This is a genomic window from Thalassospira sp. CA1, from assembly GCF_059052855.1.
The window spans coordinates 101,135-127,497 of record NZ_JBZCIA010000011.1 but is presented as its reverse complement, the minus strand read 5'-3'; the positions used below and the strand labels follow the sequence as shown (position 1 = coordinate 127,497).

Below are 26,363 nucleotides of genomic sequence, written 5' to 3'. Positions count from 1 at the left end.
AATGGTGCTGCTGGGGAGATTTGAACTCCCGGCCTCTCCCTTACCAAGGGAGTGCTCTACCCCTGAGCTACAGCAGCATGAGCCCTTGCGGTGCGGGCGGGTTATAGGCCACGTATCTGTAATTGGTCAAGCCTGAATTATGCGAAGTTTTTCGATTGTTCCCGTCGCAGGCCTTTTCGCCCTGTTTTCGTCAAGATCGGCTGTAATTTTTCGCACGCTGTTTTATAACAGGCCAATCGCTCAAACCCGCATAAATCTGACGGAACTTTGATTGCATCATGACAGCCAAAAAATCTGACATGCGTCCGGCCGTAAACGAGGAACGTTTAAAACGCGAAGCCGAAGCCCTGCGTGCCAATCTGGCCAAGCGCAAGCAACAGCAACGCTCGCGCAAAAGCGATCCAAAAGCTCCGGCCGCAGACGAAAAATCTGAGGACTGATCACGCGCGTCATTTTTCACCTTCGCTTTGATGGACGCGTGCATCGTTTGGTTGATCTTGAGGCCAGCGGGCGGGTAAAACCGTGGGTGCTGAACGTGGTTGGGATTTTCGCAAAAACAGGGGTGGCACTATGTCGGTAAGACCGGATCACTGGATACGCCAGATGGCGCAGGAAAAAGGCATGATCGAACCGTTTGTCGACGGTTTCAAACGCGATGGTGTAATTTCCTACGGTGTCAGCTCGTACGGCTATGACGCCCGCGTCGCTGACGAGTTCAAGATTTTCACCAATGTCGACTCGGCCATCGTCGATCCCAAGGAATTTTCCGATGCCGGGTTCGTTAACCGCAAGACCGACGTCTGCGTGATCCCGCCCAACAGTTTCGCGCTCGCGCGAACGGTGGAGTATTTCCGCATCCCGCGCGACACGTTGGTGATCTGCCTTGGGAAATCGACCTATGCCCGGTGTGGCATCATCGTCAATGTCACGCCGCTTGAACCCGAATGGGAAGGGCATGTAACCCTTGAATTTTCCAACACCACACCGCTTCCGGCGCGCATTTATGCCAATGAAGGGGCGTGTCAGTTCATTTTCCTTAAGGCGGAAAGTGAATGCGATACCTCCTATGCGGATCGCGCAGGCAAATATATGGGCCAAAAAGGTGTCACATTGCCGCGCCTGTGATAAAGGGGTGGCAACAATCTGGTGGTGAACCGCCAAGACACGCGTTCGCTGCGCCATCGCGCGCAGTACAAAGAGGACTGAATGGACAAGATCAAGATTTCCGGTGGTCGCCGGCTGCAGGGCAAAATTGCAATCGGCGGTGCCAAAAACGCGGCTTTGCCGTTGATGGCAGCAAGCCTTTTGACGGATGAAACCCTGACCCTTTCGAACTTGCCGCATCTGGCAGATATCACGTCGATGGCCAATCTTCTGGCACAGCATGGTGTGGCTTTGCATCTGAACGGTCATGCGCCCAATGGTGGTCATACGGGGCGCGTTCTTGAAATGACGGCCAAGGAAATCACCTCGACCACGGCACCCTATGATCTGGTGCGCAAGATGCGTGCGTCTGTCCTAGTGCTTGGTCCGATTGTTGCCCGCTGTGGTGTTGCCCGTGTTTCGCTTCCTGGTGGGTGTGCGATTGGCAACCGCCCGGTTGACTTGCACCTTAAGGCGCTTGAAGCAATGGGTGCGGAAATCCACCTGACCGAGGGCTACATCGAAGCCCGCGCACCCGACGGCCTGAAAGGCGGGCATGTCCTGTTTCCGCAGGTTTCGGTGGGCGCGACGGAAAACACGCTGATGGCCGCATCGCTGGCCGATGGTGTTGTCACCATTGCCAACGCCGCGCGCGAGCCAGAAGTATCCGATCTTGCCCATTGCCTTGTTGCCATGGGGGCCGAGATCGAAGGCATCGGAACCGATACCCTCAAAGTTACCGGCAAGCCGCGTCTGCATGGCGCGGAATATTCGGTTGTGCCGGATCGTATTGAAACCGGGACCTACGCCATTGCAGCGGCCATCACCGGTGGCGAGATCGAACTGACCGGAACCCGTATGGAGCTGATCGACAGCCTTGTCGATGCGATGCGCGCAGCCGGGGTCGAGGTTGAAGAAACCGAAGATGGCCTTAAGGTGCGCGGCAACCGTGCGACGCTTAAGGGGGTTGACGTGATGACCGAACCCTACCCGGGCTTCCCGACCGATATGCAGGCCCAGTTCATGGCGCTGATGTCGGTGGCCAATGGTGCATCCATGATCACCGAAACCATTTTCGAAAACCGTTTCATGCACGTACCGGAACTCAGCCGCATGGGCGCTGATGTCAACGTGCATGGCCGTTCGGCGATTGTTCGCGGCAGTGCAAAGCTTTCGGGGGCCGAAGTCATGGCAACTGATCTGCGTGCCTCGGTCTCTATGGTGCTTGCAGGCTTGGCAGCCGAGGGCGAGACGGTTATTAACCGTGTCTACCATCTGGACCGCGGTTATGAGCGGCTTGAAGAAAAACTGAGCTCCTGCGGGGCGCAGATCGAACGTGTCCGGGTTCCAGCCTGATTTCAAGGCTTCCGGATAACTGAAAACGCGTAAGGCGACTGATTGATGAGTGACGAAAAGCTGGTGCTTGCCCTGCCAAAGGGGCGCATTCTTGACGAGGTGATGCCACTGGTACGATCCGCCGGGATCGAACCGGAAGCGGCATTTGACGATCCGAAATCCCGTGCGCTTCGTTTCGCCACCAACCATCCGCATATCGATATCATCCGTGTGCGCAGCTTTGACGTCGCAACCTTCGTCGCCTTTGGCGCAGCCCATATCGGTGTCTGCGGCAATGATGTCCTGATGGAATTTGACTATCCCGATATCTATGCGCCGCTGGATCTTAATATTGGGCATTGCCGGATTGCCGTTGCCGAACCCGAAGAAATGATCGAGGGCGATGATCCGTCGCGCTGGTCGCATGTCCGGGTGGCAACCAAGTATCCCAACATCACCCGTACGCATTTTGCCAAACGGGGCGTGCAGGCCGAATGCATCAAGCTGAATGGTGCGATGGAACTGGCACCAACACTGGGTCTGTGCCGCCGTATCGTTGACCTTGTGTCGACGGGTAACACGCTTAAGGCCAATGGTCTGCGTGAAATCGAACATGTTGCCGATGTGACGTCGCGTCTGATCGTCAACCGTGCTGCGCTGAAAACCCGCCCGACCGATATCCAGCCCTGGATCGACCGTTTTTCCGAGGTGCTCAATGCCGCTTAAGCTTTCGATTACTGACGCCAGCTTCGAAGAAGATTTCGTCAAGCTTCTGGGCATGAAACGCGAATCGGATGCCGATGTTGATGCGGCTGTTGCCGATATTATCGCCGATGTCCGCAATCGCGGTGACGAAGCCGTTTGTGACTACACCAACCGATTTGATCGCCTTGGTATCGACGCATCCGGCATGGCGGTGAGCGCGGCCGAGGTCGATGCCGCGGTTGCCGACATTGACGCGGATCTTCTCAAATCGCTGGAGTTGGCGGCAAAGCGCATTCGTGCCTATCACGAAAAGCAAATGCCGGCCGATGAACGCTATACCGATGAAAGCGGCGTGGAGCTTGGCTGGCGCTGGCGTGCGGTTTCAGCAGCCGGGCTTTATGTTCCGGGCGGTCTGGCATCCTATCCGTCATCGGTTCTGATGAACGCCATTCCGGCCAAGGTTGCCGGTGTGGAACGCCTTGTTATGGTAGTGCCGACGCCTGACAACAAAATGAACCCGCTGGTTCTGGCTGCGGCCCGAATTGCCGGCGTTGACGAGATTTACCGGATTGGCGGGGCGCAGGCGATTGCAGCCCTTGCCTATGGCACCGAAACGATTGCGCCGGTCGACAAGATCGTCGGTCCGGGCAACGCGTTTGTTGCCGCGGCCAAACGCCGTGTCTTTGGTCAGGTCGGCATTGATATGATTGCAGGCCCTTCGGAAATTCTGGTGGTTGCCGATGGCAGTAATGATCCCAGCTGGGTGGCAGCAGATCTGTTGTCGCAGGCCGAACATGACCCGGTCGCGCAATCGATCCTGATTACTGACGACGCGGAATTTGCCGATCACGTGCAGGTCGCAATTGATGCTCATCTTGAAAAACTGCCACGTGCAGAAATCGCCGGAGCAAGCTGGCGCGACTTTGGTGCAATTGTTTTGGTCGAAAATCTGTCGCAGGCTCCGGCCCTTGTGGATCGGATCGCACCGGAACATCTTGAATTGGCGGTCGACGACCCGGACGCACTGGCAGAAGACATTCACCATGCCGGTGCGATTTTCCTGGGCCGTTATACCCCTGAGGCCATCGGCGATTATGTTGCCGGCCCGAACCATGTCCTGCCGACGGCCCGCTCGGCGCGTTTCTCGTCCGGCCTTGGGGTTCTGGACTTTATCAAGCGTTCGTCGCTGATCAAGTGCACACCCGAAAGTCTGGCAAAAATCGGCCCGGCGGCAATCGCCCTTGCAGAAAGCGAAGGTCTGCAGGCACATGGACTTTCGGTAGCGATCCGTTCAAACCAGATGTAAGCTGTTGCAATGCAGCGTGTGAAGGGACCGGAGCGAGAGAGCCATGGCAGAAAACCAGTGTATTGCCGGTATCTATCTTGACGAGAAATACAAGGTAAGACGCCGTCCTGAGGTCGAGCATGAGCAGGCGGTGGCGATCTATGACCTTCTGGAAGAAAACCATTTCGAACCTGCTGGCGGTTTCGAAGGTCCGTATTCGGTTCATATGCGCATCGAAGAAAACCGCATCTATATGGATGTGCGCGGCGACGATGATACCGAAAACCTCACAACCATTCCCGTACCGCTGTCGCCGTTTCGCCGGATCGTCAAAGACTATTTCATGATCTGCGAAAGCTATTATGACGCCATCAAAAAGGCCAGTGCCGCCCAGATCGAGACCATCGATATGGCGAGGCGCGGTCTTCACAACGAGGGCTCCGAACAATTGCGAGAGCTTCTGGCCGACAAGGTGACGATTGATGAAAATACCGCGCGTCGCCTGTTTACGTTGATTTGTGTCCTTCACATCCGGGGTTAAGGCACGGTGGCAGAAGAACTCCCCGGCTCGGTTCTTTTTGCCTGCAGCTATAATGCCGTGCGTTCGGTGATGGCTGCTGCCTTGATGCGTCACTATCACGGAACCCGCATTTATGTTGAAAGTTGCGGGGTTCGTGCCGGTGAGCTTGATGGCTTTGCCGTTGCGGTGATGGAGGAAATCGGTCTTGATATTTCCTCATACAATTCCAAAACCTTTGATCAGCTCGAAGACGGCTTCTTTGATCTGATCATCACGATGTCTCCTGAGGCCCAGCACCGTGCGGTCGAAATGACCCGCACCATGGCGTGTGATGTGGAATTCTGGAATACCTTTGATGCCACAATCGTCGAAGGGTCGCGTGAAATCCGCCTTGAGGCCTACCGACAGGTGCGCGACCAGATCAAAAAACGCATCCTTGATCGCTTCCCGGTCGGTCCTGCCCCCACCATGTGATTGCGTGGCTCAGTCCGCGCTGCTGAGGGCTTCGAACGCAGCACCATCAAGCACGTAGATCTTCTCGTCCTCGGCATGGCGCATGCCAAGTTTTTCGTAAAACCGCTGGCCAATCATGTTTTCCGCATCGACCGACAACCTGATATAGGATTTGCCGTTCGCACGGGCGTGTTTGGCGACCACAGCCACCAGACGTTTGGCAAAGCCGCCCCCACGATGGCCTGGCGCGACATAAAGATCCTGAATATAAAGCCCGGGCCGTCCACGAAATGTCGAATAGCTTGGGAAAAACAGGCACATGGCCACCGGCGCGTCATCGGCAATTGCAATCAGCGCGTCAAACGCACGGTCTTTGCCAAAGCCATCCCGCGCCAGATCTTCGGGCGTGCTCGCAATTTTATCCGCACATCCTGTTGCCTTGCCGATTTCGCAAATCATGGCATGGAGTGCCGGTGCGTCATCGCGTTCTGCAAGGCGTATTTCAATGGTATGAGGATTGATCATGCGGGAGCTTTCATGAAAGGCCGGAAAGATAGCGGCATCTTAGGGCGCATACCGGCATTCGAAAAGGACTGAGCCGGTTCTTTTCGCGCAATCCTTATTCCGTACAGTTTGATAGCACAGATACGTCGCCATTCGTTTAACGCAGTGCTGTAACGCCACGCCTGACACGTGAAAGGACTTGACCTTTTGCCCGGTTCAGAGCAGTTTGCCGCCCACCGGTATTTTGATATTGCAATACGAAAGCTAGGAGTCACATGGCTAAAGAAGACGTTATCGAGTTTCAGGGCACTGTCGTTGAACTTCTGCCCAATGCGATGTTTCGCGTGAAGCTGGACAATGACCACGAAATCCTTGCCCATACCTCGGGCAAAATGCGCAAGAACCGTATTCGCGTTCTCGCAGGTGACCGTGTCAGCGTCGAAATGACCCCTTATGACCTGACCAAAGGTCGTATTACCTTCCGTTTCAAGTAATCTGAAACCACGACCAAGCGCAAATTGACCTTGTCTGGCGGGGCGTTTACCCTTGCCGTCAGGGGGCATTTTGCTGCCTGCATCGAAATGTGAGCATTCATCACATTTCTGGTCGGAATGGTCTGGGACGGATATCCGGGAGCCACATCTTGTCGAAACTGATATTGGCATCTGCATCGCCGCGCCGTCTTGAGCTGCTTGCGCAGATCGGAATTGTGCCAGATCAGGTCGTTCCCGCAGATATCGATGAAACACCCATGCGCGATGAAAGTCCGCGTCGGCTGGCGCTTCGCCTTGCCGAGGAAAAGGCACGATTTGTTGCCAAATCCAACGGCGGGGCCTTTGTGCTTGCCGCGGACACGGTTGTTGCCTGTGGTCGGCGTGCGCTGGGCAAAGCCGAAGACGCGGCAGAGGCACGCAAATTCCTTGAACTCCTGTCCGGGCGTCGCCACCGTGTTTACGGTGGCATGTGTGTGATTGCCCCGGACGGAACCGAACGATCACGCGTGATTGAGACACAGGTAAAATTCCGAACCCTTGGTTCCGATGACCTGCAACGTTATCTTTCCCATGACGAGTGGCAGGGCAAGGCCGGTGCATACGCCATTCAGGGCTTTGCCGCGACTTTTGTAAAGGCGATCTCGGGATCGTATTCCAACGTTGTCGGGCTGTCGCTGTGCGAGGTGGACGGTCTTTTGCGCGGCCTTGGCTATCACCCCAAAGAGGTTTGATCATGGCAGTTGGCGGCACCCATAACACCCGCCTGCTGATTGATGCCGTTGCGCTTGAACGCAGGGTGGCCCTGATCGAAAATGACCGCCTGACGCGTTTGTGGATTGATCGCGGCGGTCCCGCACGATTTGATATCCATCTTGGCCGTGTTTCCAAAATGATGCCCGAAATGGGCGCTGCCATGGTGGCGCTTGACGGGCTGCCTGACGGGCTTTTGCCGTTTGATCGCTATAACGGCCCGCTGCATGAAGGGCAGTGGGTTCTGGTGCAGATCTCCCGCCTTGGTTTTGACGACAAGGGCGTGAAACTTACGGGCCGGATCGCGATTGAAGGTGTTGGCATGATCCTGCGACCGGGGGCCAACCATATCGAGTTGCCGCGCAAGCTTAAGGACGGGGACCGGCGCACCGAACTGCACGAGTTGCTAAGCTCCCTTCAGGCCGGTCAGGACGGCATCATGCTGCGTTCCGTCGCACTCGACTGGACACGTGATGCCATCACTGCCGAATACAAACTTCTGAAATCGCAATTGCAAAAGGCCGAAAAGGCCCTGTCCGAGGCATCGAAGCCGCAACTGGTCAGCAAGGCGCAATCAGAAACCGATCAGGTGATCGAACGGCATCTGATGGCGGGCGGCCAATGCATTGTCGATGGCACAAACGAATTCGTGCGGTTGCGTGGCTTGCTGACCATGCTGGGTAAGTCGGATGACAATCTTGCGCGTCATGTCGGCAGCCGACTGTTATTCAATGATCAGGATATCGAAGACGAAATTGCCGCTGCCTTGGCGACGCGTGTCGAGTTGCAGGGTGGGGGCTGGGTTGCGATTGACCCGGCAACCGCACTTTGTGCCATTGACGTCAATGGCGCCGGGGCAGATGCCGGGCGTGATAGCGAAACCCGTGCGGTCGAAGTCAACCTTCGGGCCGCCGCCGAAATCGTGCATCAAATCCGCCTGCGCAACATCGGTGGTCTTGTGGTGATTGATCCGCTTCGCATGAAATTACGGGCAGGGCGTGACAAGTTTGATGCCGCAATCCGTGATGCCTTTGGCAGCGAGCTTGACGGTGCGGTTCAGATCGGCGGCTTTACGCGGTTGGGGCTTTATGAATTCAGTCGCCAACGTGCGGGCGAATCGCTTCGTGCCACCTTGTTTGCCAAACAGGAACGGGCCCCTCTTTTGCGCGATGCTGCGCTGAATGTCTTTGTCCGCGCCGTTGTTGCCGAAAGCCGAAATGGGGTGACCGGGATGGTTAAACTGTCCGTAAACCCCGGTGTGGCGAAGGCACTTGCGGATCAGGCAGATGCGATCCAGATCCTGACAAATGCATTTGGGGTTACGCCGCAAATTGTCGCGGACCCGACCCTTGAAGACGATGCCTATCGGTTGGAGAAAAACCACCATGAATGAAAAAAAGATAACGAAAACAGCCAGCTCCGACTGCGTGGTTTGTGGCAAACCGGCTGATGAGAAATACACGCCGTTTTGCTCCAAACGCTGTGCGGATCTCGACCTTGGCAAATGGATGAATGAAAGCTATGCCATCCCCGCCGCCGAGCCGCCCGAGTATCTCGAAGACCTTGAAGATGAAGAAGAATTTTAATCCGACGCGTGATCGCAAAAAAAATGCGATTTGAGGCTGGACAAGCCCCAAAGGAGTTTGTATAACCCCGCTCGTTCCGCAGGGAACACTCCGGAAACGGAGACGAAAGTCGGATTTGCCCAGGTAGCTCAGTTGGTAGAGCAGTGGACTGAAAATCCGCGTGTCGGTGGTTCGAGTCCGCCCCTGGGCACCATCTTTCGGTAGCCAAAAAAACCCGGCCTTATGGCCGGGTTTTTTGTTTTTCAGCTCATCTACCGTTCGATTTAATTCGGGATCGGCAGGTCAAAGCCGACCTTCTCGCCATTGATCGCATTGCCGATGCCCAGAAAGCTTCCCTGTTGGGTCAGCTGGAATTTCCCAGCAGCGTAGCTGTCATCCTGGCAAATCAGTTCCCACCAGCCATGGGCAGGGGCCAGTCGATCATCGCGGACAAATTTGCCAAGGCAAGTCTGCGCGCCATAAACATCAAACATCCCGCCAAAGGCATTGGCCCGCACCCAGGTGTCATAGCGTGAAAACGGACCGATGCGCGACCAGTTCAAATTGATTTTGACCATGTTGTTGGTGCTGTAGGGCACGGTCGACGCCGATTGTTTGGCCTGCCAGGCGTCATAGCTGATTTCAGGGGCGGTTGTGGTGGTTGCTGTTTTGCAGCCGCTGATCAGCATGGCAATCCCGATGATCAGGGCGGTCTTGAAAGTGTGGCTACGGCTAAGCATCTTCGCCCTCTGGCAGATTGAATTTGAACAGACTGTAACTGACAAAACGCAATTCGCAAACGGTGCGAAACTGTTATCAATATATGACGGTGCAACCGTTCAGAATCGCCCTTGCATCAACGACTTGATAGGGCCTGTGTCAGGGGTGAATGCGTAAGGTATGTGCAAGCAACCTGCATCAAATGAACCTGATTGCCCCTATTTGTTTTCAAATGAAAACAGAGGGTTGTGCAAAATGCTGATCGGTCTTTTAAGGCTTGATTTTGGGGGCGTTTCTGCCTTTTGTTGCGAAAATCTTACATTCCGCTACCATCATTCCCGCTTCTTGTTTCAACCCGCTGAAACATAAAATTGGTTACTACTTGGTGGCGGAACAGCGCGACGTCGCGCTGTGACAATAACTCGCTTAGGGGAACCAGATGGCCGAGAAGCAGATCGAGATCGAACTCAAACTTCGCATCGATCCGAAACATGTCGCGCGTCTTAAAAACGCGCCGGTCCTGCGCGAGGTCAAGGAAGGTCGTCGTCTGGTGACCACCCACCTTGTCTCCATCTATCATGACACGCCGAAACTCTCGCTGGCTGAAAAGGGCCTGGCGGTTCGTCTGCGCAAGAAGGGCGCGACTGGTTGGGAGCAGACCATCAAGGCGACCAACGGCCTGCGCGAGGCGCTTCCCGAACGTAATGAATGGACGGTCGAGCTTGAAGAAGGTGTTCTTGATCTTGACCGGTTTACCGACAAGGACGTCAAAAAGCTTCTGAAGAAGTTTGTGAAGAAAAAGAAGATCGACCGCATTTTCGAAAGCGACCTTAAGCGCGGGGCGGTGGATCTGACCTATCGTGATGCGGTGATTGAGCTTGCCATTGATCAGGGTGTTGTCCGATCTGGCGAGAAGGAAGTGCCGATCTCCGAGGTCGAGTTCGAGCTTAAGGAAGGCCATCCGGCAGCCCTTTTTGACCTTGCACTTGAGCTGCAACGGACCGTGCCGCTGTTGCTGAGCATGCGGTCCAAGGCATCGCGCGGACGCGACCTCTATCTTGGCAATGGGCCGGGGGCCTATCGGGCGGCGGCGGTGCAACTGACCCCGGATATGTCGGCGGAAACCGCGTTTCGTGCCGTGATCGCGCAGGGGCTTCGCATGATTCTCAGCAACGAGGTCTGCGTGCGTCAGGATCTTGATATCGAGGGGTGCCATCAGATGCGGGTTGGCATGCGCCGCCTGCGCGTGGCCCTGAACCTGTTTAAGAAAAACCTGCCTGCGGGCGAGGCCGTATTGCTGCGCCGGTTATTGAAACTGTGCAGCAAGGGGCTTGATGGCCTGCGCGATTGGGATGTGTTCCTGACCGAGACGCTTCCGATGATCGAGGAACGCTTCCCGGATCACGCAGGTGTGGCGGAGCTGCGCAAGGCTGCCGAAAAGCAACGCGAAGCCGCCCTTGCGAACGCACGGCATATGCTCGATCAGCCGGAATATGGGCAGTTGCTTTTGCTGCTTGGCGCATGGGCAAGCTATTCGCGTTGGGCATCAGGTGCCAGTGCCGCGCAAATGAAGGCGATGGCCGCATCGGTGTCGGAAATGGCCGAGCCGCTTTTGGAGCAGGCCTATAAACGGGTCACCAAGCGCGGTGATCATGTGGCGGGTCTGACGACGCCACAACTTCATGCGCTTCGTCTTGATGTGAAGCAGATGCGTTATGGGACCGAGTTCTTTGGGGCCATTTACGGGGCGAAAAAGGTCAAAAAGTTCCGGAGCAAATTGACGACGATGCAGGAAATCCTCGGCCAGCTTCAGGATGCGGCCGTTGCCGAGGCCCGCTTGATGGCACTGGCACCGCAGCTTTCAAAGGACGGGATGATTGCGGTCGGTCTGATATCGGGCTGGTTCGGCGCACGTGCCGATCATCGTCTTGAGGGGATCGAAGACGCCATGCACGATTTCATTGATCAGAAGGTTTTCTGGAAATAGGCACCGGGTGCACCAGTAACGCGAAAGGCTGTCGGGATCACCCGGCAGCCTTTTTCATATCCTGATAGGCTTCAAGAGCCCGCTCACGGCCTTCTTTCAGCCCAATCAAGGGTTCGGGGTAGGTCTTGCCCAGCGTCACGTCAGCGGCCTTGAGGATAAGCGGGGAGGCTTCCCACGGCTTGTGGATATATTGTTCGGGCATGTCGCGCAGTTCCGGGACCCATTGACGGACATACTCACCCTTGGGATCAAACTTTTCGCCCTGAAGCACCGGATTGAAAATGCGGAAATAGGGGGCGGCATCTGCCCCGCACCCGCCGATCCATTGCCATGAAAACGGGTTGTTGGCCGGGCAGGCATCAACAAGCGTGTCGTCAAACCACGCCAGACCATCGCGCCAATGGATCAAAAGGTGCTTTACCAGGATCGAACCCACAATCATCCGCACCCGGTTATGCATATAGCCCGTATGCCAAAGTTCGCGCATGCCGGCATCAACAATCGGAAAACCTGTCTGGCCCTTTTGCCAGGCGCGAAGGCCTTTTGCGTCATCTGACCAGGGGAAATGCTTGAACTGGCCCTGAAGCGGGACAGATCGCAGATCGGTTGCGTGATACAGGATGTGATGGGCGAATTCCCGCCAGCCAAGTTCGGCGATGAATTTCGAGGCGGTCTTGCCCTTGCCCGGATTGGCATCGGCATAGTGGTTGGCGGCATGCCAGACCTGATAGGGGCTGATTTCGCCAAAGCGCAAATGCGGCGAAAGCTCTGACGTTACCCGACGGTCCGGGCGGTCGCGCAGATCGGCATAGTCGGTAAGACGATCATCGATAAAGTCAAACAGCTGGTCTTTGGCACCATGTTCGCCGGGGGTAAAACGCTCCTCAAGGCCGTCGGCCCAATTCACCGGTTTTGGGGACAGGTCAAAGTCGGTGATGTTGATTTGTCCATCAACCTCGCCCTTGAACAGCGCAATGCTTTCGGGGGCTGACTTTGGTTCGCGCGGGCTGGGGAGCTTCTGGCACGCCCGCCAGAACGGGCTATAGACCTTGAAATCAGTGCCTGATCCGGTTTTGACGTCCCACGGTTCAAACAAAAGATTGGCCTTGTGGCTTTCGCAGGTCAGGCCGTGGTCCTGAAGGGTTGCCTTGATATCTGTATCGCGCTGGGTCGATGGCTTGTCATAAAGCCGGTTCCAGAACACCGCCTTGACGGGTTTGTTGTTGGCAATGGTTTCCAGAACGGTTTTTGCATCCCCCTTAAACAGGCGAAGGGCGCGATCCGACTTTGTATCGCCAAGATCGGCGATATCGCGGTTCAGCGCCGTCAGGCTTTTTTCCAGCCACCATTTCGTAGCACCACCCAACTGATCTGAAATTACGTCATCGAGGATGAAAACCGGAAGGACAGCACCGTCATTTTCCTTGGCACATTTGACCGCTGCCAAAAGGGCCGGATTGTCCGCCAGTCGCAGGTCGTTTCGAAACCACATCACGGCGATCGGGCGTTCGGTCATCTGTCTTCCTGTATTTTTAGTGCATTTCGGGGGGATTGTAAGCCGGAGGGGAGAGAGCGTCACGACTGTGACAGCATCTAGAGGGAAGTCGTGCCGCTCTCTCTGGCTCGGGGTACATCAAGACTTACGTCTGATGGTTCTGACCAGTTCACTGAAACTTTCCGAAAGCACATCTTTTTTCCATCCGGCGAAACCAAGCACAAGACCGCGCACGGGTTCCGGCCCACTTTTTGACCGTGGATCGTGGAAATACGAAGACAGTGCACGACAATCAAGGTCCGCCTTCACCAAGGCTTCCTGCATTTTAATATCGTCCTGATCGCCGATCAAACGGGCACAAAGGTGCAATCCCCCGTCCGAAGGCATCACCGACAGAATATCGGACGCATCGGACGTGATCAGGTTTTTAAGGTGCGAACGCCGTTCGCCGTATCGCAGGCGCATTTTCCGGACGTGGCTGCCAAAATGCCCCTCGGCGAAAAAGGCACCAAGGGCGGCCTGTGTTGTCGGTGCGGGGACCCCATCGGCAAAACCGCGAATGCCGCGAAAGGCCGGAACCAGCGCCGGTGGCAACACAAGGTAGCCAAGCCGGATGCCAGGGAACAGTACGCGCGAAAACGTGCCGACATAGATCACCCGATTGTCGGTATCCAAGCCCTGCAGGGATGACAGCGGCGGCCCGTCATAGCGATACTCGCTGTCATAATCATCCTCGACAATCCAGGCATCATTATCCTGCGCCCACTGCAAAAGGGCGAGGCGCCGGGCAAGCGAAAGCGTCGTACCCAACGGATAGTTCCGTGATGGCGTGGTGACCACAATCCGGGCCGGGGAGGGCGTTTGAGCAAGGCCTTCGATGTCGAGCCCATCCTCATCAACCGTAATCGGCTGTACCACAGCACCACTTGCCGCCAGCACGCCCCGAATGCCCTCATAGCCGGGGTCTTCGGTGGCGATGATATCGCCGGGATCGACAAGGGCGCGTGCGGCAAGGTCAAGCGCCTGCTGCGCGCCCGAAACGATCATCACCTGATCGGCAGTGCAATTCACCCCGCGCGATTGCCGAAGCCATTTGGCAATTTCAGAACGCAGCAGCGGCAATCCAAGCGGATCATCAGGAATGGTCAGATCAAAAGCCGGCGCCCGCCAGGACCGGCGCAACAATCGTGCCCAAAGATCGAACGGAAAACCGTCAAGATCGGGTGTCGCCGGGTTAAACGGGCGGGCAATGCGAAAGCGCGGAAAGCGTCGCTGATAGGTCAGCATGCGCGTGGCACTTTGACTAAGCCTTATGGGGCGGTCATTTGCCGTGCGGGATCTTTTATTCGGGCCGTGGTCGCCTGTTTGCATGTCCCGGTCGGGCAGGGTGCTGGCAACAAAGCTTCCGGCGCCGACCCGGGTTTCAAGATAGCCTTCCGAGGTCAGCAGATCGAAACTGGTCACCACCGTGTTGCGCGAAATACCAAGTGATTTGGCCAAATCCCGACTGGCCGGCAGGCGTTCGCCCGGATGCAACCGGCCATCCAGAATGGCCGATCTGATCCCGTGATAAAGTCGACGATAGGCGGTGATGCCGCCATCATCGGCGGAATTTCCCGACTGGCTTGGATAAATCCAGCTGTAATCACTGCGCACCATCGCGACCCCGGTGAAAATTGGTTCTGTCACTTTTATTATAATGGACCTTTTGAAAAGTCCAATTTGATCCATGATCGGGCCAAATTCGACGCCTGATTTTTTGACGAAGAGGTCCCGCCATGTCTGATCAATACGAAATCCATCCCCACACCAAAGTCGTCCGGGGCCCTAATCGCGCTAGTTATGACCGCGATCAGGTGCATGGCATTATTGATGATGCGCTGATTTGCCATGTCGGAACCCTGGTCAATGGGCGCCCCGCCATGATCCCGACCGCCCATTGGCGGGTGGGGGAGCGGATCTATATCCATGGCGCGTCAAAGAACCGCATTCTGGCCGCGATCGCAGACGGGGCCGAAACCTGTCTGTGCATCACACATCTGGATGGTCTGGTGATGGCCCGTTCGGCCTTTCACCATTCGGCCAATTACCGTTCGGTCGTTATTTACGGCAAAGGAACAGTGGTGAGTGATGACGCCGAAAAGATGGAACATTCCCGGCTGTTTACCGAAAAGCTGGAACCGGGTCGGTGGGACCACATCCGTCATCCCAACAAACAGGAACTCAAGGCGACCATGTTCCTGGGCTTTGATCTGGACCAGGTATCGGCAAAGATCCGTGCTGGCGATCCGGTCGATGACGAAGAAGACTATGACTGGTCTGTCTGGGCCGGTGTTCTGCCCTGCACAACGACGTGGGGCGCGCCTGTGGACGATGCGCGCATCAAGCCCGGGTTCGAAGGCAAAGGGTATCAGCGCAGGTAAACGCAAAACAGGCTGGCAGATGTGCCAGCCTGTTTCTTTTGGTCTTTAAGGGATGCCCTGTGCCGATCAGTCGACCATGGCAGCGGCAATTTTCGCTCCCAGGCGGGCATTGTTGCGCACAAGGGCGATGTTGGCTTCAAGGCTTTTGCCCTTGGTCAACTCGGTCACGCGGGCCAGAAGGAACGGGGTCACATTGCGTCCCTGAATGCCTTTTTCCTTGGCCTCGATCAGGGCATCTTCAATTGCCCCTTCGATGGCTTCGCGCGCCAGTGCCTTGTCGGCTTCTGGCGGGTTGCCAATAACGGCGCCACCTTCAAGGCCGAATTCCCATTTCGAATTCAGGAAAGCTGCGAGTTCTTCGGGGGTATCAAGGCGCAGCGGCGCCTTCTGACCGCTTTCGACCGAATAGAATGCCGGGAATTCATCGGTGCCATAGGCAATAACCGGCACGCCAAGCGTTTCAAGATGTTCGAGCGTTTTGGGGATATCAAGGATCGCCTTGGCCCCGGCGCAGACAACCGCAACACTGGTTTTGCCAAGTTCGGTCAAATCGGCCGACACATCGAAATTACCGGCAAGGTCACGATGTACCCCGCCAATGCCACCGGTGGCAAAAACGCGAATGCCGGCCTTTTCTGCCAGGATCATGGTTGCCGATACGGTGGTGGCGCCGTCACGTTTCTTGGCGAGGCAATAGGGGATATCACGGCGCGACAATTTAAGAATGTCGGTTCCCTTGGCGAAATATTCCAGTTCCTCGGGGGAAAGCCCGATTTTGCAACGACCGCCAATAACGGCGATGGTGGCCGGGATCGCACCGTTATCGCGCACATCCTGTTCAACCGCACGCGCGGTTTCAAGGTTCTGCGGATAGGGCATGCCATGGGAAATGATGGTTGATTCAAGGGCAACAACAGGCTTGCCTGCGGCAAAGGCCTCTGCGACCTCGGGGGCGATATCAATATAGTCCGACATTCCGATATGCTCATATCTGGTTTAAAGTTCAGGATCAGAACCCGTTAACTTGGTTGGAATGGTCAATCAGATTTGTGCAGATATGCGGAGCATAACCGTAGGAAGATATAAATCTTTCAAGGTTTTGCGACAAAATAGCCCGTGCAAATCCGATTGATCCGTAGGACAGCCGTTATATTGGCAACCTCCTGCGTCACAGGTTTTGGCCGGGATCCAACCCGTCCTGCAACCTGTTTCTTGGATTTCGCGAATATAACGGCTGCCATTCCAATCAAATTAACGGGTTCTGATCCTTAGGCCAGAATTAAACAGATCGGCCTTTGAAATCCAGCGCAAAGCAGGGTGTTTTACGAATGGCTGCTGTGCGTTGCGGGATCCGTCGATGCCATCGCGGCATGGCACCTGTGTCAGGCACTGCATTGTAAGTCGCTGATTTGGCGGCTATCGTAAACCTACCACCAACCCGTTCAAGGCCCATCTGAGAATGCATTCCAAGCCCACCCTGACCACCGGCCTTCTGATCTTTATGGCGGTCGGAAGCGGCCTGTCCGTTGCCAGTCTTTATTATGTTCAGCCATTGCTGGAACTGCTGGCCCGTGAATATGGGCTGAGTGAAACCAGTGCCGGTTTTCTGGTGACGGTGGCGCAGCTTGGCTATCTGACCGGGTTGATTGCGGTGGTACCACTGGGTGATCATCATGAACGGCGCAAATTGCTGACCGTGACCTCGGCCCTGACGGCGGTCGGGTTGCTGGCAATGGGGCTGGCACCGTCATTTTTGATGTTGGTGGTGTTTAGTATTTCGGTCGGGATCACCTGTGTGACCGCGCAAATCCTTGTGCCGCTGGCTGCCCACCTGGCGACCGATGATAAACGCGGGTCTGCGGTGGGGGCGGTGATGAGTGGCTTGTTGCTGGGCATTCTACTGGCCCGGACGTTTTCGGGCATTATGGCGGAGCTTGCCGGATGGCGGTCGGTGTTTATCGCGGCCTCTGTCCTGATGGCGATTTATGCGGTGGCCTGTTACCGGATTATTCCGCATATCCCGCCGACCTCGCATACCAGCTACCGCACGCTGTATCTTTCGATCCTGCATCTGTTTCGTGATGAACCGGTCCTGCGCCGCCGCAGCCTGATTGGCGGGTTGCAATATGCCGTGTTCGGGATTTTCTGGACGTCGATGGCCTTCATGCTGGTGCGCCAATATGGCATGTCCGAAGCGGTGATCGGGCTTTATGGCCTGATTGGTGCAATCGGCATTTTGGCTGCCCGCATTGCCGGAAAGCTTGCCGACAAGGGATGGGCGCGGCTCAGCACCGGTGCTTTTCTGATGACCACGGTTTCAAGCTGGGGACTGCTGTATTGGGGGCAATGGTCGCTGATTGCCTTTGCGCTTGGTGTGGTGCTGATCGATCTGGGCATTCAGGGCGCGCATATTTCCAATCAAAGCGAGGTCTATCGCCTGAATCCCGAGGCCCGCAGCCGCCTGACCACGGGCTATATGGCCAGTTATTTTCTCGGGGGTGCCTGTGGCTCCGCCAGTTCGGCCATTGCCTATGGCATGGGGGGCTGGCCTGCTGTGGTGGTTCTTGGGGCCGGGGTGTCGGTCTTGTGTGTTGTGATCTGGGCCGGAACCGAGTTGCGCTTTCCGGTCAGCCAGATGAAACACGGCGGATAAGCCAAACCCGAAATGCCCAAAGCAAAACGGCCGCCCCATCGGGACGGCCGTTTGCGTAAGAACAAGCTAAGCTGTGCTTAGTTCTTTTCTTTGTCGACGAGCTGGTTTGCAGCAATCCACGGCATCATCGCGCGCAGTTTGGTACCAACTTCTTCGATTTCATGTTCAGCATGCAGACGACGGGTTGCCTTGAACATCGGCTGACCACAATGCATTTCCTGAACGAAGTCACGAACGAACTTGCCTTCCTGAATGTCAGTAAGAACTTCTTTCATGCGTTCTTTGACAGACGGATCGATCACGCGCGGGCCGGTGACATAGTCGCCGTATTCTGCGGTGTTCGAGATCGAGTAACGCATGTTGGCCATACCGCCTTCATACATCAGGTCAACGATCAACTTAACTTCATGCAGGCACTCGAAATATGCCATTTCCGGTGCATAGCCAGCTTCTGTAAGGGTTTCGAAGCCGTATTTGATCAGCTGGGTCAGACCGCCGCAAAGAACAGCCTGTTCGCCGAACAGGTCGGTTTCGCACTCTTCACGGAAGGTGGTTTCGATAACGCCCGAACGACCGCCACCGATTGCCGATGCATAGGACAGAGCAACTTCAAGCGCGTTGCCAGATGCGTTCTGTTCAATAGCAACAAGGCACGGAACACCGCCGCCACGCTTGTATTCGGAACGAACCGTGTGGCCAGGACCCTTCGGTGCGATCATCATGACGTCAAGATCAGCGCGCGGCTCGATCAGGCCGAAATGAACGTTCAGACCGTGTGCGAACAGAAGGGCAGCACCCTGTTTCAGGTTGTCGCGCAGCTCATCCGCATAGATCGCAGCCTGATGCTCATCCGGGGTCAGCATCATGACAACGTCAGCCCAAGCAGCAGCTTCGGCCGGGGTCATGGTTTTCAGACCGGCAGCTTCGGCTTTCTTGCGCGAGCTGGAGCCTTCACGAAGACCAACAACAACTTCCTTAACGCCGGAATCATGGAGGTTCAGCGCATGGGCGTGGCCCTGCGAACCGTAACCAATGATGGCAACTTTTTTGGATTTGATCAGATTAACATCTGCATCGCGGTCGTAATAAACACGCATCTTTCGATACCTCTGGACGTTGGACCACGCTGATTTTCATGCGTGGCGGATGGTAATAATTATTATGGGGCAGGCCCCAATGCCGTACCCGATGCGGATCACCGGGCAGGGCAAACTCACATCGTCAGTGTGCCGCGCGAAATCGCTGCCACACCGGTACGCGAAATTTCCGAAAGCCCAAGCGGCTCCATCAATTTGATGAAGGCGTCGATTTTTTCAGGGCTGCCGATGATTTCATACACGAAGGAATTGTTGGTCGCATCCACTGCGCGCGCTTTGAAAATGTCGGCAATGCGCAGGGATTCCACACGTTTTTCACCCGTTGCGATCACTTTGACCAGGGCAAGCTCGCGCTCGACACTTGGCCCGGCCAGGGTCAGGTCACTGACCTTGTGCACCGGAACAAGACGCGAAAGCTGTGCCTTGATCTGTTCGATTACCATCGGGGTGCCCGAGGTAACCACGGTGATGCGCGACTGGTGGGCATCGGCGTCGACTTCGGCAACGGTCAGGCTTTCAATGTTATAGCCACGACCGGAAAACAGCCCGATTACACGGGCCAGAACGCCGGACTCGTTATCCACCAGAACGGATATGGTGTGTTTCGAAATTTCGGTTTCTTTCACGGTTTCGCTCCGCTAGGGCTCGGTCGGGGCAGAACGTGCCGCCCGCGCCGGCCTTTTCATTTTGATGTGATGGGATCAATTCGCACAGATTGTTTGTGCGAATCAGACCAGAACCATCCCTTCGTCGGAATCAATGGCCTCATTGCCGTTGGTTTCCTGCCCAAGCAGCATTTCATTATGCGGCTTGCCCGACGGAATCATCGGATAGCAGTTTTCCTTGTCATCAACAGCAACGTCCAAAATCACCGGACCATCAATTTCCAGCATCTTCTTGATGGCATCATCAAGATCCGCTGGTTTGTCACAGGTCATGCCGGTGAAGCCAAAGGCCTCGGACAGTTTGACGAAGTCGGGCAGGGTTTCGCTATAACTTTCGGAATAGCGCGACCCGTGCAGAAGCTGCTGCCACTGGCGGACCATGCCCATATAACGGTTGTTCAGGATGACGGTTTTGATCGGCAGACGATACTGCGTCATCGTCGCGCATTCCTGAATATTCATCATGATCGACGCGTCACCGGTAAAGCAAACCACGGTCGCATCCGGGTGGGCTACCTGAACGCCAAGGGCGGCCGGCATGCCATAGCCCATAGTGCCCAGACCACCGGAGGTCATCCATTCATACGGGTGTTCAAACCCGAAATGCTGGGCCGCCCACATCTGGTGCTGACCAACATCGGTGGTGATATAGGTCTTGCGATCACGGGTCAGCGCATGAACACGGCGGATAACGTGCTGCGGCTTGATAACGTCGGTCGGCTGTTTGTAGGACAGGCAGTGTTTGCCACGCCAGCCTTCAATTTCTTGCCACCAGCTATCAAGTGCATTGGCTTCGATCTTGTACTGCTTGGCTTTCCAGATCTTGATCATGTCTTCAAGAACATGGCCAACATCGCCAACGATCCCGATATCGACCGGAACGTTCTTGTTGATCGAGCTCTGATCAATGTCGACCTGGATTTTCTGCGAGTTCGGCGCAAAGAAATCGAGGTTGCCGGTGACACGGTCATCGAAACGCGCACCGATGGCGACCATGACATCGCAATCATGCATCGACATGTTTGCTTCGTAGGTGCCATGCATGCCCAGCATGCCAAGATACTGTTTGTCGGACGCCGGATAAGCACCCAGCCCCATCAGGGTCAGTGTGATCGGCGTACCGGTCATGCGGGTGAACTCGGTCAGAAGCTTGCAAGCCTGCATGCCGGAATTGATCACGCCTCCGCCGCAATACAGGATCGGCTTTTTCGCCGATGCCAGCATTTCCATGGCTTCTTCGATCTGGCTGCGTTCGCCCTTGACCACCGGGTTATAGGTGCGGTGCTGAACCTGTGCCGGTTCCAGATACGGTGCCTTGCCAACCAGAATGTCCTTGGGGAGGTCAATAACAACCGGGCCCGGACGGCCGCTGGACGCGACGTGGAAGGCTTCGTGCATCGTGCGTGCCAGACGATCCGGATTTTTCACCAGATAGTTATGCTTGGTGCACGGGCGGGTGATGCCGGTGGTGTCGGCTTCCTGGAAGGCATCATTCCCGATCAGATGGGTCGGGACCTGACCTGTCAGGCAGACAACTGGAATGGAATCCATCAACGCGTCGGTAAGGCCCGTAACAGCGTTTGTCGCACCCGGTCCCGAGGTCACCAGCACAACGCCGACCTTGCCGGTCGAGCGGGCGTAACCTTCAGCAGCGTGGACAGCAGCCTGTTCATGGCGCACGAGAACGTGACGAATCCGGTTCTGTTTAAATATCTCGTCATATAGCGGTAGGACAGCGCCGCCGGGATAGCCGAACACGACTTCCACACCCTGATCTGCAAGGGCCTGCAACACTACTTCCGAACCGCTTAAAATACGTTCTGCCATGATTTTCGAGCCTCTTTACTTAACGACAACAGCGTGTCGCGTGATAACCGCGTGATTGAAACATGATCCAATTATCCTCGAATTGGAGTTGAAAAATCCGCCGAAACGGCGGTTTTCCGCCATTCCGGCGGCGGAAGGGCCAACCTATCGCCTCACTTTGGCGTGGTCAACAGAAATTGGTTAATATCATGACGCATTTTTGCTGCCAAACTTTCCGAATATTGCGCGCCGATGATTTCCTTGGCTAACATTTGATGCCTGAACCAGGTTAATTGCCGCTTGGCATAACGTCTGGTTTCGCGTTGGGATTTCTCTTTGGCCGTCGTCAGATCAATTTCCCCGGCAAGATATGCTGCGATCTCGCGCACGCCGACAGCCTTCATAACCGGTGCTGTTTCAGGCAATTCCAAGGCAAGAAGCCCTTTGACCTCGTCAATCGCCCCCTGTTCGATCATCAGATCAAAACGCCGGTTGCAACGGTCATACAGAATGTCGCGCGGTGGCATGTAACAAAGTTTCTTGAATTTCATGTTCTCGGGGGGCGTGATTACCGGTTCCTTGTGCCAGCTTGCCAGTCCGCGCTCGGTATGGGCAAAAACCTCGGCGGCGCGAATCAGCCGCTGGGTATTGCTGCCATCAAGGTTGGCGGCGGTTTCCGGGTCTTGGCTCTGCAGTTTGGCAAAAAATGCTGCGTGACCAAGTTCTTCAAGCTCGTTTGTGACCTGATCGCGAATCCGCGCTGGAATATCGGGGATCGGGGCAATCCCCTCGGTCAGGGCATTCAGATACATGCCCGTGCCACCGGTGATGATGGGAAGTTTGCCACTGGCATGACAATCTGCAATCTCGGCCATCGCCATTTCACGCCATTTACCGGCCGAACAGGCCTCCCGCCCGGACAACACCCCATACAACCGATGCGGCGCACGCGCGATTTCACTGTCATCAGGGCGCGCAGAAAGTACACGCAGTTCCTTATAGACCTGCATGCTATCAGCATTGATCACCACCCCGTCAAAGGCCTCCGCCAGATCAAGGGCCAGCGCCGACTTGCCACTGGCGGTCGGGCCAGCGACGATTAAGACTTTACCATTTGAACTTTGGACTTGTTGCATTTGCAGATGAATATCAAATTTGACGCTGTTTCTCATTTATAATGTCTTGGTGAAAGCTGTGCTTGAGTCGAACCCCTATCACGACCCTTACTTTAAGCCCCATCCCGTCGATGCAAAGTTTTTGAAGAGACGGTGTGTAGATGTGCTTAGAACGCTTTTGTCAGGCATGAATGATTACAACTACACTGAACGGGATGACGCCGACGTTCCAATTTATCATGTTGCTCCAAATTTACTTGCCGAGAACAGGAAGCATGTAGAGGAAGACTTGGTGCGTGGCTTGCTGGAAATCGGGATGTATGTGCGCACCGTAGATGATGTACTTGGGCGCTTGTTAGGAAATGAAGACTACTTAGGCGCTCTTGAGAAAGTAGACCTTCGAGGGGATATCGGTGTGGACTATGAAAAAGGTTGTAAGCTCTCACTGAGATCATGCTGCAATAAACTGATTCATGCCCTAGATGTGAGACCCGTTTACTCACAATCTGATGAATCTGGCGCGTGGTTTCTAAGAGGCAGCATAGAGTTATTGGGAGCGCAAAATAAACAGGAGTGGAATGTTTCGATTGAGATGCTCAACTTCCTAGAAGGAGTGTACGAAGTATGTGAGGCACTGCAGAAAATTCAGCAAACTAGCGATTCATGAACTGCGTTGTTGATATTCTGCCGCGCAATTCGGATAAAGGCGACAACGATGTTTTATGCCTTTCCCGCCAAGGAGCCCTCTCGATCATGAAATTGGTTCTCACCCTGATTGCCGCCCCGAATTCGAATGCGTTGACCAAGGCCGTGATTGATAACGCGGCAATCGCGCTGACCGGGGCAGGCGCACTGGTCGGGGATGTGACCTGGCTTGCCGAGGGCGAAGCCTGCGATCTTACTTTTGACGGGATCCCGCTTGATGTTGCCGACACGACGCTTTCCGAGGCAGAGCTTCCGGTCGATGCCATCACCCAGAAGGTCGCCACACGTCGCAAGAAGCTTTTGATTGCCGATATGGACAGCACGATTGTCACCGGTGAAACCCTTGATGAACTGGCCGAGTTTGCCGGGGTCAAGGACCGGGTGGCGGCGATCACTGCACGTGCGATGAATGGTGAACTTGATTTCGAAGCCGCCCTTGATGAACGCGTCGGTCTTCTTGAAGGCATGTCGACCGAGATGCTGAAAGAAGCCTGGAAAACGGTCGAATATACCGGCGGGGCAAACCAACTGGTCGGGACCATGAAGGCCAATGGCGGCTTTGTTGCCCTGGTATCGGGTGGGTTTGATTTCTTTACCGGTGCGGTTCGCGCCGAGCTTGGCTTTGATTACGATCAGGCCAATGTCCTGATTGAAAAGGATGGCAAGCTGACCGGCAAGGTTCAGAAACCGGTTCTGGACCGTCAGGCCAAGGTCGATGCGCTTGAAAACCTGTCCGCCCAGCAAGGCATCACGGTTGATGATGCGATTGCGGTTGGTGATGGTGCGAATGATCTTCAGATGATCTCGCTTGCCGGGACTGGCGTTGCCTTCCACGCCAAACCATCGGTTCAGGAACAGGCGCGCATTTGCATCAATCACGGTGATCTGACCGCACTTTTGTATTTGCAGGGCTACGCGAAGTCGGACTTCGTTTCGTAAGGTACGAACGGTTTAAACAAAAAGGGCGGCCTGATGATCAGGCCGCCCTTTTTTGATATCAACTTAAGCCGGATGGCTTATTCCTCGGTCGAAAGCGTCAGGCCGAAGTAACGCGGGCCAGCCGATGTTTCGATCAGCATCAGGATGGTGCGTTTGTCATCGTCAACGGCCGCTTTGACCGCATCGACGACGTCGTCGACCGAATCAACCGAGCTGTGCGACGCTTCGATGATAATGTCACCCGGGCGAACACCCTTTTCGGCGGCGTAGCTGTCGCCGGAAACTTCGGTGACGATCACACCTTCGGTGCCTTCGGCAAGGTTGTAACTCTGACGCAGGCTTTCATCGACATTGGCGATCTTGATGCCAAGTTCATCGATGCTGGCCTCGGCAACAGCGGGTGCTTGCTCTTCCTGGGAGCTGTCTGCGCTTGTCGCGACGACTTCTTCCTCAAGTTCGCCAAGCTCGACCTGGACGGTCTGCTTTTCGCCGTCGCGCCAGATCACAACATCGACATCCTTGCCGATCTTGGTTTCTGCGACAATGCGCGGCAGACGACGCATCGACTCAACCGTTTTGCCATCAAAGGTCAGGATGACGTCACCCTGTTTGATACCGGCTTCCTTCGCCGGGCCATCTTCGGAGACGCCGGCAACCATGGCACCGGTTGCTTCATCAAGACCAACCGAGTCCGCGATGTCTTCAGTCACGGTCTGGATGTGAACACCCAACCAGCCACGACGGGTACGGCCGTATTCCTTAAGCTGTTCGACAACGCTTTGTGCGATGCCTGCCGGAATGGCAAAGCCGATACCGACCGAACCACCCGACGGCGAATAGATCGCGCTGTTAATGCCGATCACGTCACCATCAAGGTTAAACAGCGGACCGCCAGAGTTACCACGGTTGATCGAGGCATCTGTCTGAATGAAGTCATCATACGGGCCCTGATTGATGTCGCGGTTACGTGCAGAAATAATCCCGGCGGTTACCGTACCGCCAAGGCCGAACGGGTTACCGATTGCCATGGCCCAGTCACCGATACGTGAACTGTCAGAATCGCCCCATTTGACGAAGGGCAGATCTTCTTTCGGTTCGACCTTAAGCAGGGCGACGTCGGTTTTCGGGTCACGACCGATAAGTTCGGCGTCAAGCGTGTCGCCATCATGCAGGCGCACGGTGATTTCATCGGCACCGTCAATCACGTGGTTGTTGGTGACAATGTAACCATCAGCCGAGATGATAAAGCCCGAACCAAGTGCGGTCGCACGGCGGCGTTGCGGAGCCGGTCCGCCCTGGCCACCCTGACCGTTGCGGTCCATAAAATCACGGAAAAGGTCTTCAAATGGCGAGCCGGGAGGGAACTGGAAGTCCGGTCCCTGTCGTTCGGCGACCATCTGGCTTGTGGAAATGTTTACAACAGTCGGCAGAAGCTTTTCGGCCAAGTCTGCGAAACTCTCAGGAGCGGGGCGGGCATTCGCGATCTGCGAAACACTGGTCACGCCAAGGAGAACAATCACCAGTGCGGCGGTTACCTTCGCCCGCACCGGGTTGTATAATGCGTCTAGCATGTGTCTGATCCTGTTCGTTGCCGCGTTCACGGTATGTGTCATTCTCATTGAGCAGCGCGCGGCGGGACTGTATTTCACCCGTCGCTTAAGTAATCAACTTAACCCCGACTTTGGCAGAATTTGGGCGGCACTGGGAAAAATCAAGGAAATGTAAGCACAATATCGTGACGAGGACCGATTGCGCGGCAGTTCCCCTGATCCTGAGCCCGGTTGCTAAAGCCAGGTCCGTACTGCCCATATTCCACCAATCGCGACGACAGCGGCGATCAATCCGCCAATGCGCAACTGCGATTCAGGAATTTCCTGAACAAGCTCCATCACCCTTTTCAGGCCGCCGGGAAACAGCGTGTAAAGCATACCTTCCAACGCGATGGCCAGAAGTATGGCTGTTGCAAGTTCCTTCATGATCAGGGACGTTCCGGCGTTTCTTTGT

27 protein-coding genes and 2 tRNA genes are annotated in these 26,363 nt (G+C 55.5%); 17 read left to right on the top strand and 12 right to left on the bottom strand.

From position 1 onward, the window contains the following. Positions 1-2: 2 nt before the first annotated feature. Positions 3-77: transfer RNA gene (locus AC5Q5A_RS17225), tRNA-Thr, on the bottom strand. Between the two features lie 201 nt (positions 78-278). Between AC5Q5A_RS17225 and AC5Q5A_RS17220 the strand changes: the two genes are divergently transcribed. The 7 genes from AC5Q5A_RS17220 to AC5Q5A_RS17190 all read left to right on the top strand — a co-directional run bounded on the left by AC5Q5A_RS17220 (position 279) and on the right by AC5Q5A_RS17190 (position 5,462). After that, the gene (locus AC5Q5A_RS17220) at positions 279-440 is read left to right on the top strand and encodes a hypothetical protein (protein ID WP_338183182.1); all 162 of its coding nucleotides are present in this window, start codon (positions 279-281) and stop codon (positions 438-440) included. Between the two features lie 130 nt (positions 441-570). After that, positions 571-1,125, top strand: coding sequence for a dCTP deaminase (gene dcd, locus AC5Q5A_RS17215; RefSeq protein ID WP_493896018.1), 555 nt, complete (start codon positions 571-573; stop codon positions 1,123-1,125). An 81-nt stretch (positions 1,126-1,206) separates the two neighbouring features. Next, a complete protein-coding gene (gene murA / locus AC5Q5A_RS17210; protein WP_064779536.1) occupies positions 1,207-2,499 on the top strand; it encodes a UDP-N-acetylglucosamine 1-carboxyvinyltransferase in 1,293 nt (430 codons plus the stop codon). Between the two features lie 45 nt (positions 2,500-2,544). Continuing rightward, entirely contained in the window at positions 2,545-3,204 is a 660-nt protein-coding gene (hisG, locus tag AC5Q5A_RS17205; RefSeq protein WP_008891763.1) for an ATP phosphoribosyltransferase, read from the top strand. Beyond that, positions 3,194-4,489, top strand: coding sequence for a histidinol dehydrogenase (hisD, locus tag AC5Q5A_RS17200; RefSeq protein ID WP_493896017.1), 1,296 nt, complete (start codon positions 3,194-3,196; stop codon positions 4,487-4,489). Before hisG ends, hisD begins: the two co-directional genes overlap by 11 nt. A gap of 43 nt (positions 4,490-4,532) precedes the next feature. After that, positions 4,533-5,009, top strand: coding sequence for a UPF0262 family protein (locus AC5Q5A_RS17195; protein WP_008891761.1), 477 nt, complete (start codon positions 4,533-4,535; stop codon positions 5,007-5,009). A 6-nt stretch (positions 5,010-5,015) separates the two neighbouring features. Beyond that, positions 5,016-5,462, top strand: coding sequence for an arsenate reductase ArsC (locus tag AC5Q5A_RS17190; RefSeq protein ID WP_008891760.1), 447 nt, complete (start codon positions 5,016-5,018; stop codon positions 5,460-5,462). Between the two features lie 9 nt (positions 5,463-5,471). Here AC5Q5A_RS17190 and AC5Q5A_RS17185 read toward each other — a convergent pair whose 3' ends face one another. After that, positions 5,472-5,966 carry a GNAT family N-acetyltransferase gene (locus tag AC5Q5A_RS17185; protein WP_493896016.1) on the bottom strand — a complete coding sequence of 165 codons (495 nt, stop codon included), beginning with the start codon at positions 5,964-5,966 and terminating at the stop codon, positions 5,472-5,474. A gap of 254 nt (positions 5,967-6,220) precedes the next feature. Here AC5Q5A_RS17185 and infA point away from each other — a divergent pair, with 254 nt between their 5' ends. The 5 genes from infA (at position 6,221) to AC5Q5A_RS17160 (ending at position 8,968) form a co-directional block, all read left to right on the top strand. Continuing rightward, positions 6,221-6,439, top strand: coding sequence for a translation initiation factor IF-1 (gene infA / locus AC5Q5A_RS17180; RefSeq protein ID WP_007092059.1), 219 nt, complete (start codon positions 6,221-6,223; stop codon positions 6,437-6,439). A gap of 149 nt (positions 6,440-6,588) precedes the next feature. Continuing rightward, complete coding sequence (locus AC5Q5A_RS17175; protein WP_493896015.1) at positions 6,589-7,170, top strand: Maf family protein; 582 nt, start codon at positions 6,589-6,591, stop codon at positions 7,168-7,170. Between the two features lie 2 nt (positions 7,171-7,172). Continuing rightward, positions 7,173-8,582 carry a ribonuclease E/G gene (locus AC5Q5A_RS17170; protein ID WP_493896014.1) on the top strand — a complete coding sequence of 470 codons (1,410 nt, stop codon included), beginning with the start codon at positions 7,173-7,175 and terminating at the stop codon, positions 8,580-8,582. Further along, positions 8,575-8,775: a DNA gyrase inhibitor YacG gene (locus AC5Q5A_RS17165; protein WP_008891756.1), complete on the top strand. Its 201-nt coding sequence runs from the start codon at positions 8,575-8,577 to the stop codon at positions 8,773-8,775. The genes AC5Q5A_RS17170 and AC5Q5A_RS17165 overlap by 8 nt, the downstream gene beginning before the upstream one ends. Before the next feature lie 117 nt (positions 8,776-8,892). Then, positions 8,893-8,968 (top strand) — tRNA-Phe (locus AC5Q5A_RS17160). 70 nt (positions 8,969-9,038) lie between these two features. On the opposite strand, the gene AC5Q5A_RS17155 is transcribed toward AC5Q5A_RS17160, so the two are convergent. After that, positions 9,039-9,494, bottom strand: coding sequence for a hypothetical protein (locus AC5Q5A_RS17155; RefSeq protein WP_493896013.1), 456 nt, complete (start codon positions 9,492-9,494; stop codon positions 9,039-9,041). A gap of 419 nt (positions 9,495-9,913) precedes the next feature. Between AC5Q5A_RS17155 and AC5Q5A_RS17150 the strand changes: the two genes are divergently transcribed. After that, a complete protein-coding gene (locus tag AC5Q5A_RS17150; RefSeq protein WP_493896012.1) occupies positions 9,914-11,461 on the top strand; it encodes a CYTH and CHAD domain-containing protein in 1,548 nt (515 codons plus the stop codon). A 37-nt stretch (positions 11,462-11,498) separates the two neighbouring features. Here AC5Q5A_RS17150 and AC5Q5A_RS17145 read toward each other — a convergent pair whose 3' ends face one another. Both AC5Q5A_RS17145 and pdxR read right to left on the bottom strand, forming a co-directional pair. Then, complete coding sequence (locus AC5Q5A_RS17145; RefSeq protein ID WP_493896011.1) at positions 11,499-12,977, bottom strand: cryptochrome/photolyase family protein; 1,479 nt, start codon at positions 12,975-12,977, stop codon at positions 11,499-11,501. Positions 12,978-13,094: 117 nt separating this feature from the next. Continuing rightward, positions 13,095-14,645, bottom strand: a complete 1,551-nt coding sequence (pdxR, locus tag AC5Q5A_RS17140; protein ID WP_493896010.1) for a MocR-like pyridoxine biosynthesis transcription factor PdxR — start codon at positions 14,643-14,645, stop codon at positions 13,095-13,097. 89 nt (positions 14,646-14,734) lie between these two features. On the opposite strand from pdxR, the gene AC5Q5A_RS17135 reads away from it, so the two are divergent. Further along, a complete protein-coding gene (locus AC5Q5A_RS17135; RefSeq protein ID WP_493896009.1) occupies positions 14,735-15,379 on the top strand; it encodes a pyridoxamine 5'-phosphate oxidase family protein in 645 nt (214 codons plus the stop codon). 66 nt (positions 15,380-15,445) lie between these two features. Here AC5Q5A_RS17135 and AC5Q5A_RS17130 read toward each other — a convergent pair whose 3' ends face one another. Next, the gene (locus AC5Q5A_RS17130; protein ID WP_493896008.1) at positions 15,446-16,354 is read right to left on the bottom strand and encodes a pseudouridine-5'-phosphate glycosidase; all 909 of its coding nucleotides are present in this window, start codon (positions 16,352-16,354) and stop codon (positions 15,446-15,448) included. Between the two features lie 484 nt (positions 16,355-16,838). Between AC5Q5A_RS17130 and AC5Q5A_RS17125 the strand changes: the two genes are divergently transcribed. Continuing rightward, complete coding sequence (locus tag AC5Q5A_RS17125; RefSeq protein WP_493896007.1) at positions 16,839-18,032, top strand: MFS transporter; 1,194 nt, start codon at positions 16,839-16,841, stop codon at positions 18,030-18,032. 77 nt (positions 18,033-18,109) lie between these two features. Here AC5Q5A_RS17125 and ilvC read toward each other — a convergent pair whose 3' ends face one another. From ilvC to miaA, 4 genes are all read right to left on the bottom strand, one after another. Then, entirely contained in the window at positions 18,110-19,129 is a 1,020-nt protein-coding gene (ilvC, locus tag AC5Q5A_RS17120) for a ketol-acid reductoisomerase (protein WP_008891746.1), read from the bottom strand. Positions 19,130-19,245: 116 nt separating this feature from the next. Beyond that, positions 19,246-19,755 carry an acetolactate synthase small subunit gene (gene ilvN, locus AC5Q5A_RS17115; protein WP_008891745.1) on the bottom strand — a complete coding sequence of 170 codons (510 nt, stop codon included), beginning with the start codon at positions 19,753-19,755 and terminating at the stop codon, positions 19,246-19,248. 102 nt (positions 19,756-19,857) lie between these two features. Next, the gene (locus AC5Q5A_RS17110; protein ID WP_493896006.1) at positions 19,858-21,621 is read right to left on the bottom strand and encodes an acetolactate synthase 3 large subunit; all 1,764 of its coding nucleotides are present in this window, start codon (positions 21,619-21,621) and stop codon (positions 19,858-19,860) included. A gap of 152 nt (positions 21,622-21,773) precedes the next feature. Further along, positions 21,774-22,772 (bottom strand): tRNA (adenosine(37)-N6)-dimethylallyltransferase MiaA, encoded by a 999-nt coding sequence (miaA, locus tag AC5Q5A_RS17105; RefSeq protein WP_493896005.1) that lies wholly within the window; start codon positions 22,770-22,772, stop codon positions 21,774-21,776. Here miaA and AC5Q5A_RS17100 point away from each other — a divergent pair. Continuing rightward, entirely contained in the window at positions 22,756-23,382 is a 627-nt protein-coding gene (locus AC5Q5A_RS17100) for a hypothetical protein (RefSeq protein ID WP_493896004.1), read from the top strand. The two genes, miaA and AC5Q5A_RS17100, sit on opposite strands and share 17 nt — an antisense overlap. 86 nt (positions 23,383-23,468) lie before the next feature. Then, positions 23,469-24,359 carry a phosphoserine phosphatase SerB gene (gene serB, locus AC5Q5A_RS17095; RefSeq protein ID WP_493896003.1) on the top strand — a complete coding sequence of 297 codons (891 nt, stop codon included), beginning with the start codon at positions 23,469-23,471 and terminating at the stop codon, positions 24,357-24,359. A gap of 77 nt (positions 24,360-24,436) precedes the next feature. Here the strand turns inward: serB and AC5Q5A_RS17090 are convergent, their stop codons facing one another. After that, positions 24,437-25,930 (bottom strand): DegQ family serine endoprotease, encoded by a 1,494-nt coding sequence (locus AC5Q5A_RS17090; RefSeq protein ID WP_493896002.1) that lies wholly within the window; start codon positions 25,928-25,930, stop codon positions 24,437-24,439. Between the two features lie 213 nt (positions 25,931-26,143). Beyond that, on the bottom strand, positions 26,144-26,335 hold the full coding sequence (locus AC5Q5A_RS17085) for a DUF2065 domain-containing protein (protein ID WP_008891737.1): 192 nt from the start codon (positions 26,333-26,335) through the stop codon (positions 26,144-26,146). Positions 26,336-26,363: the final 28 nt, after the last annotated feature.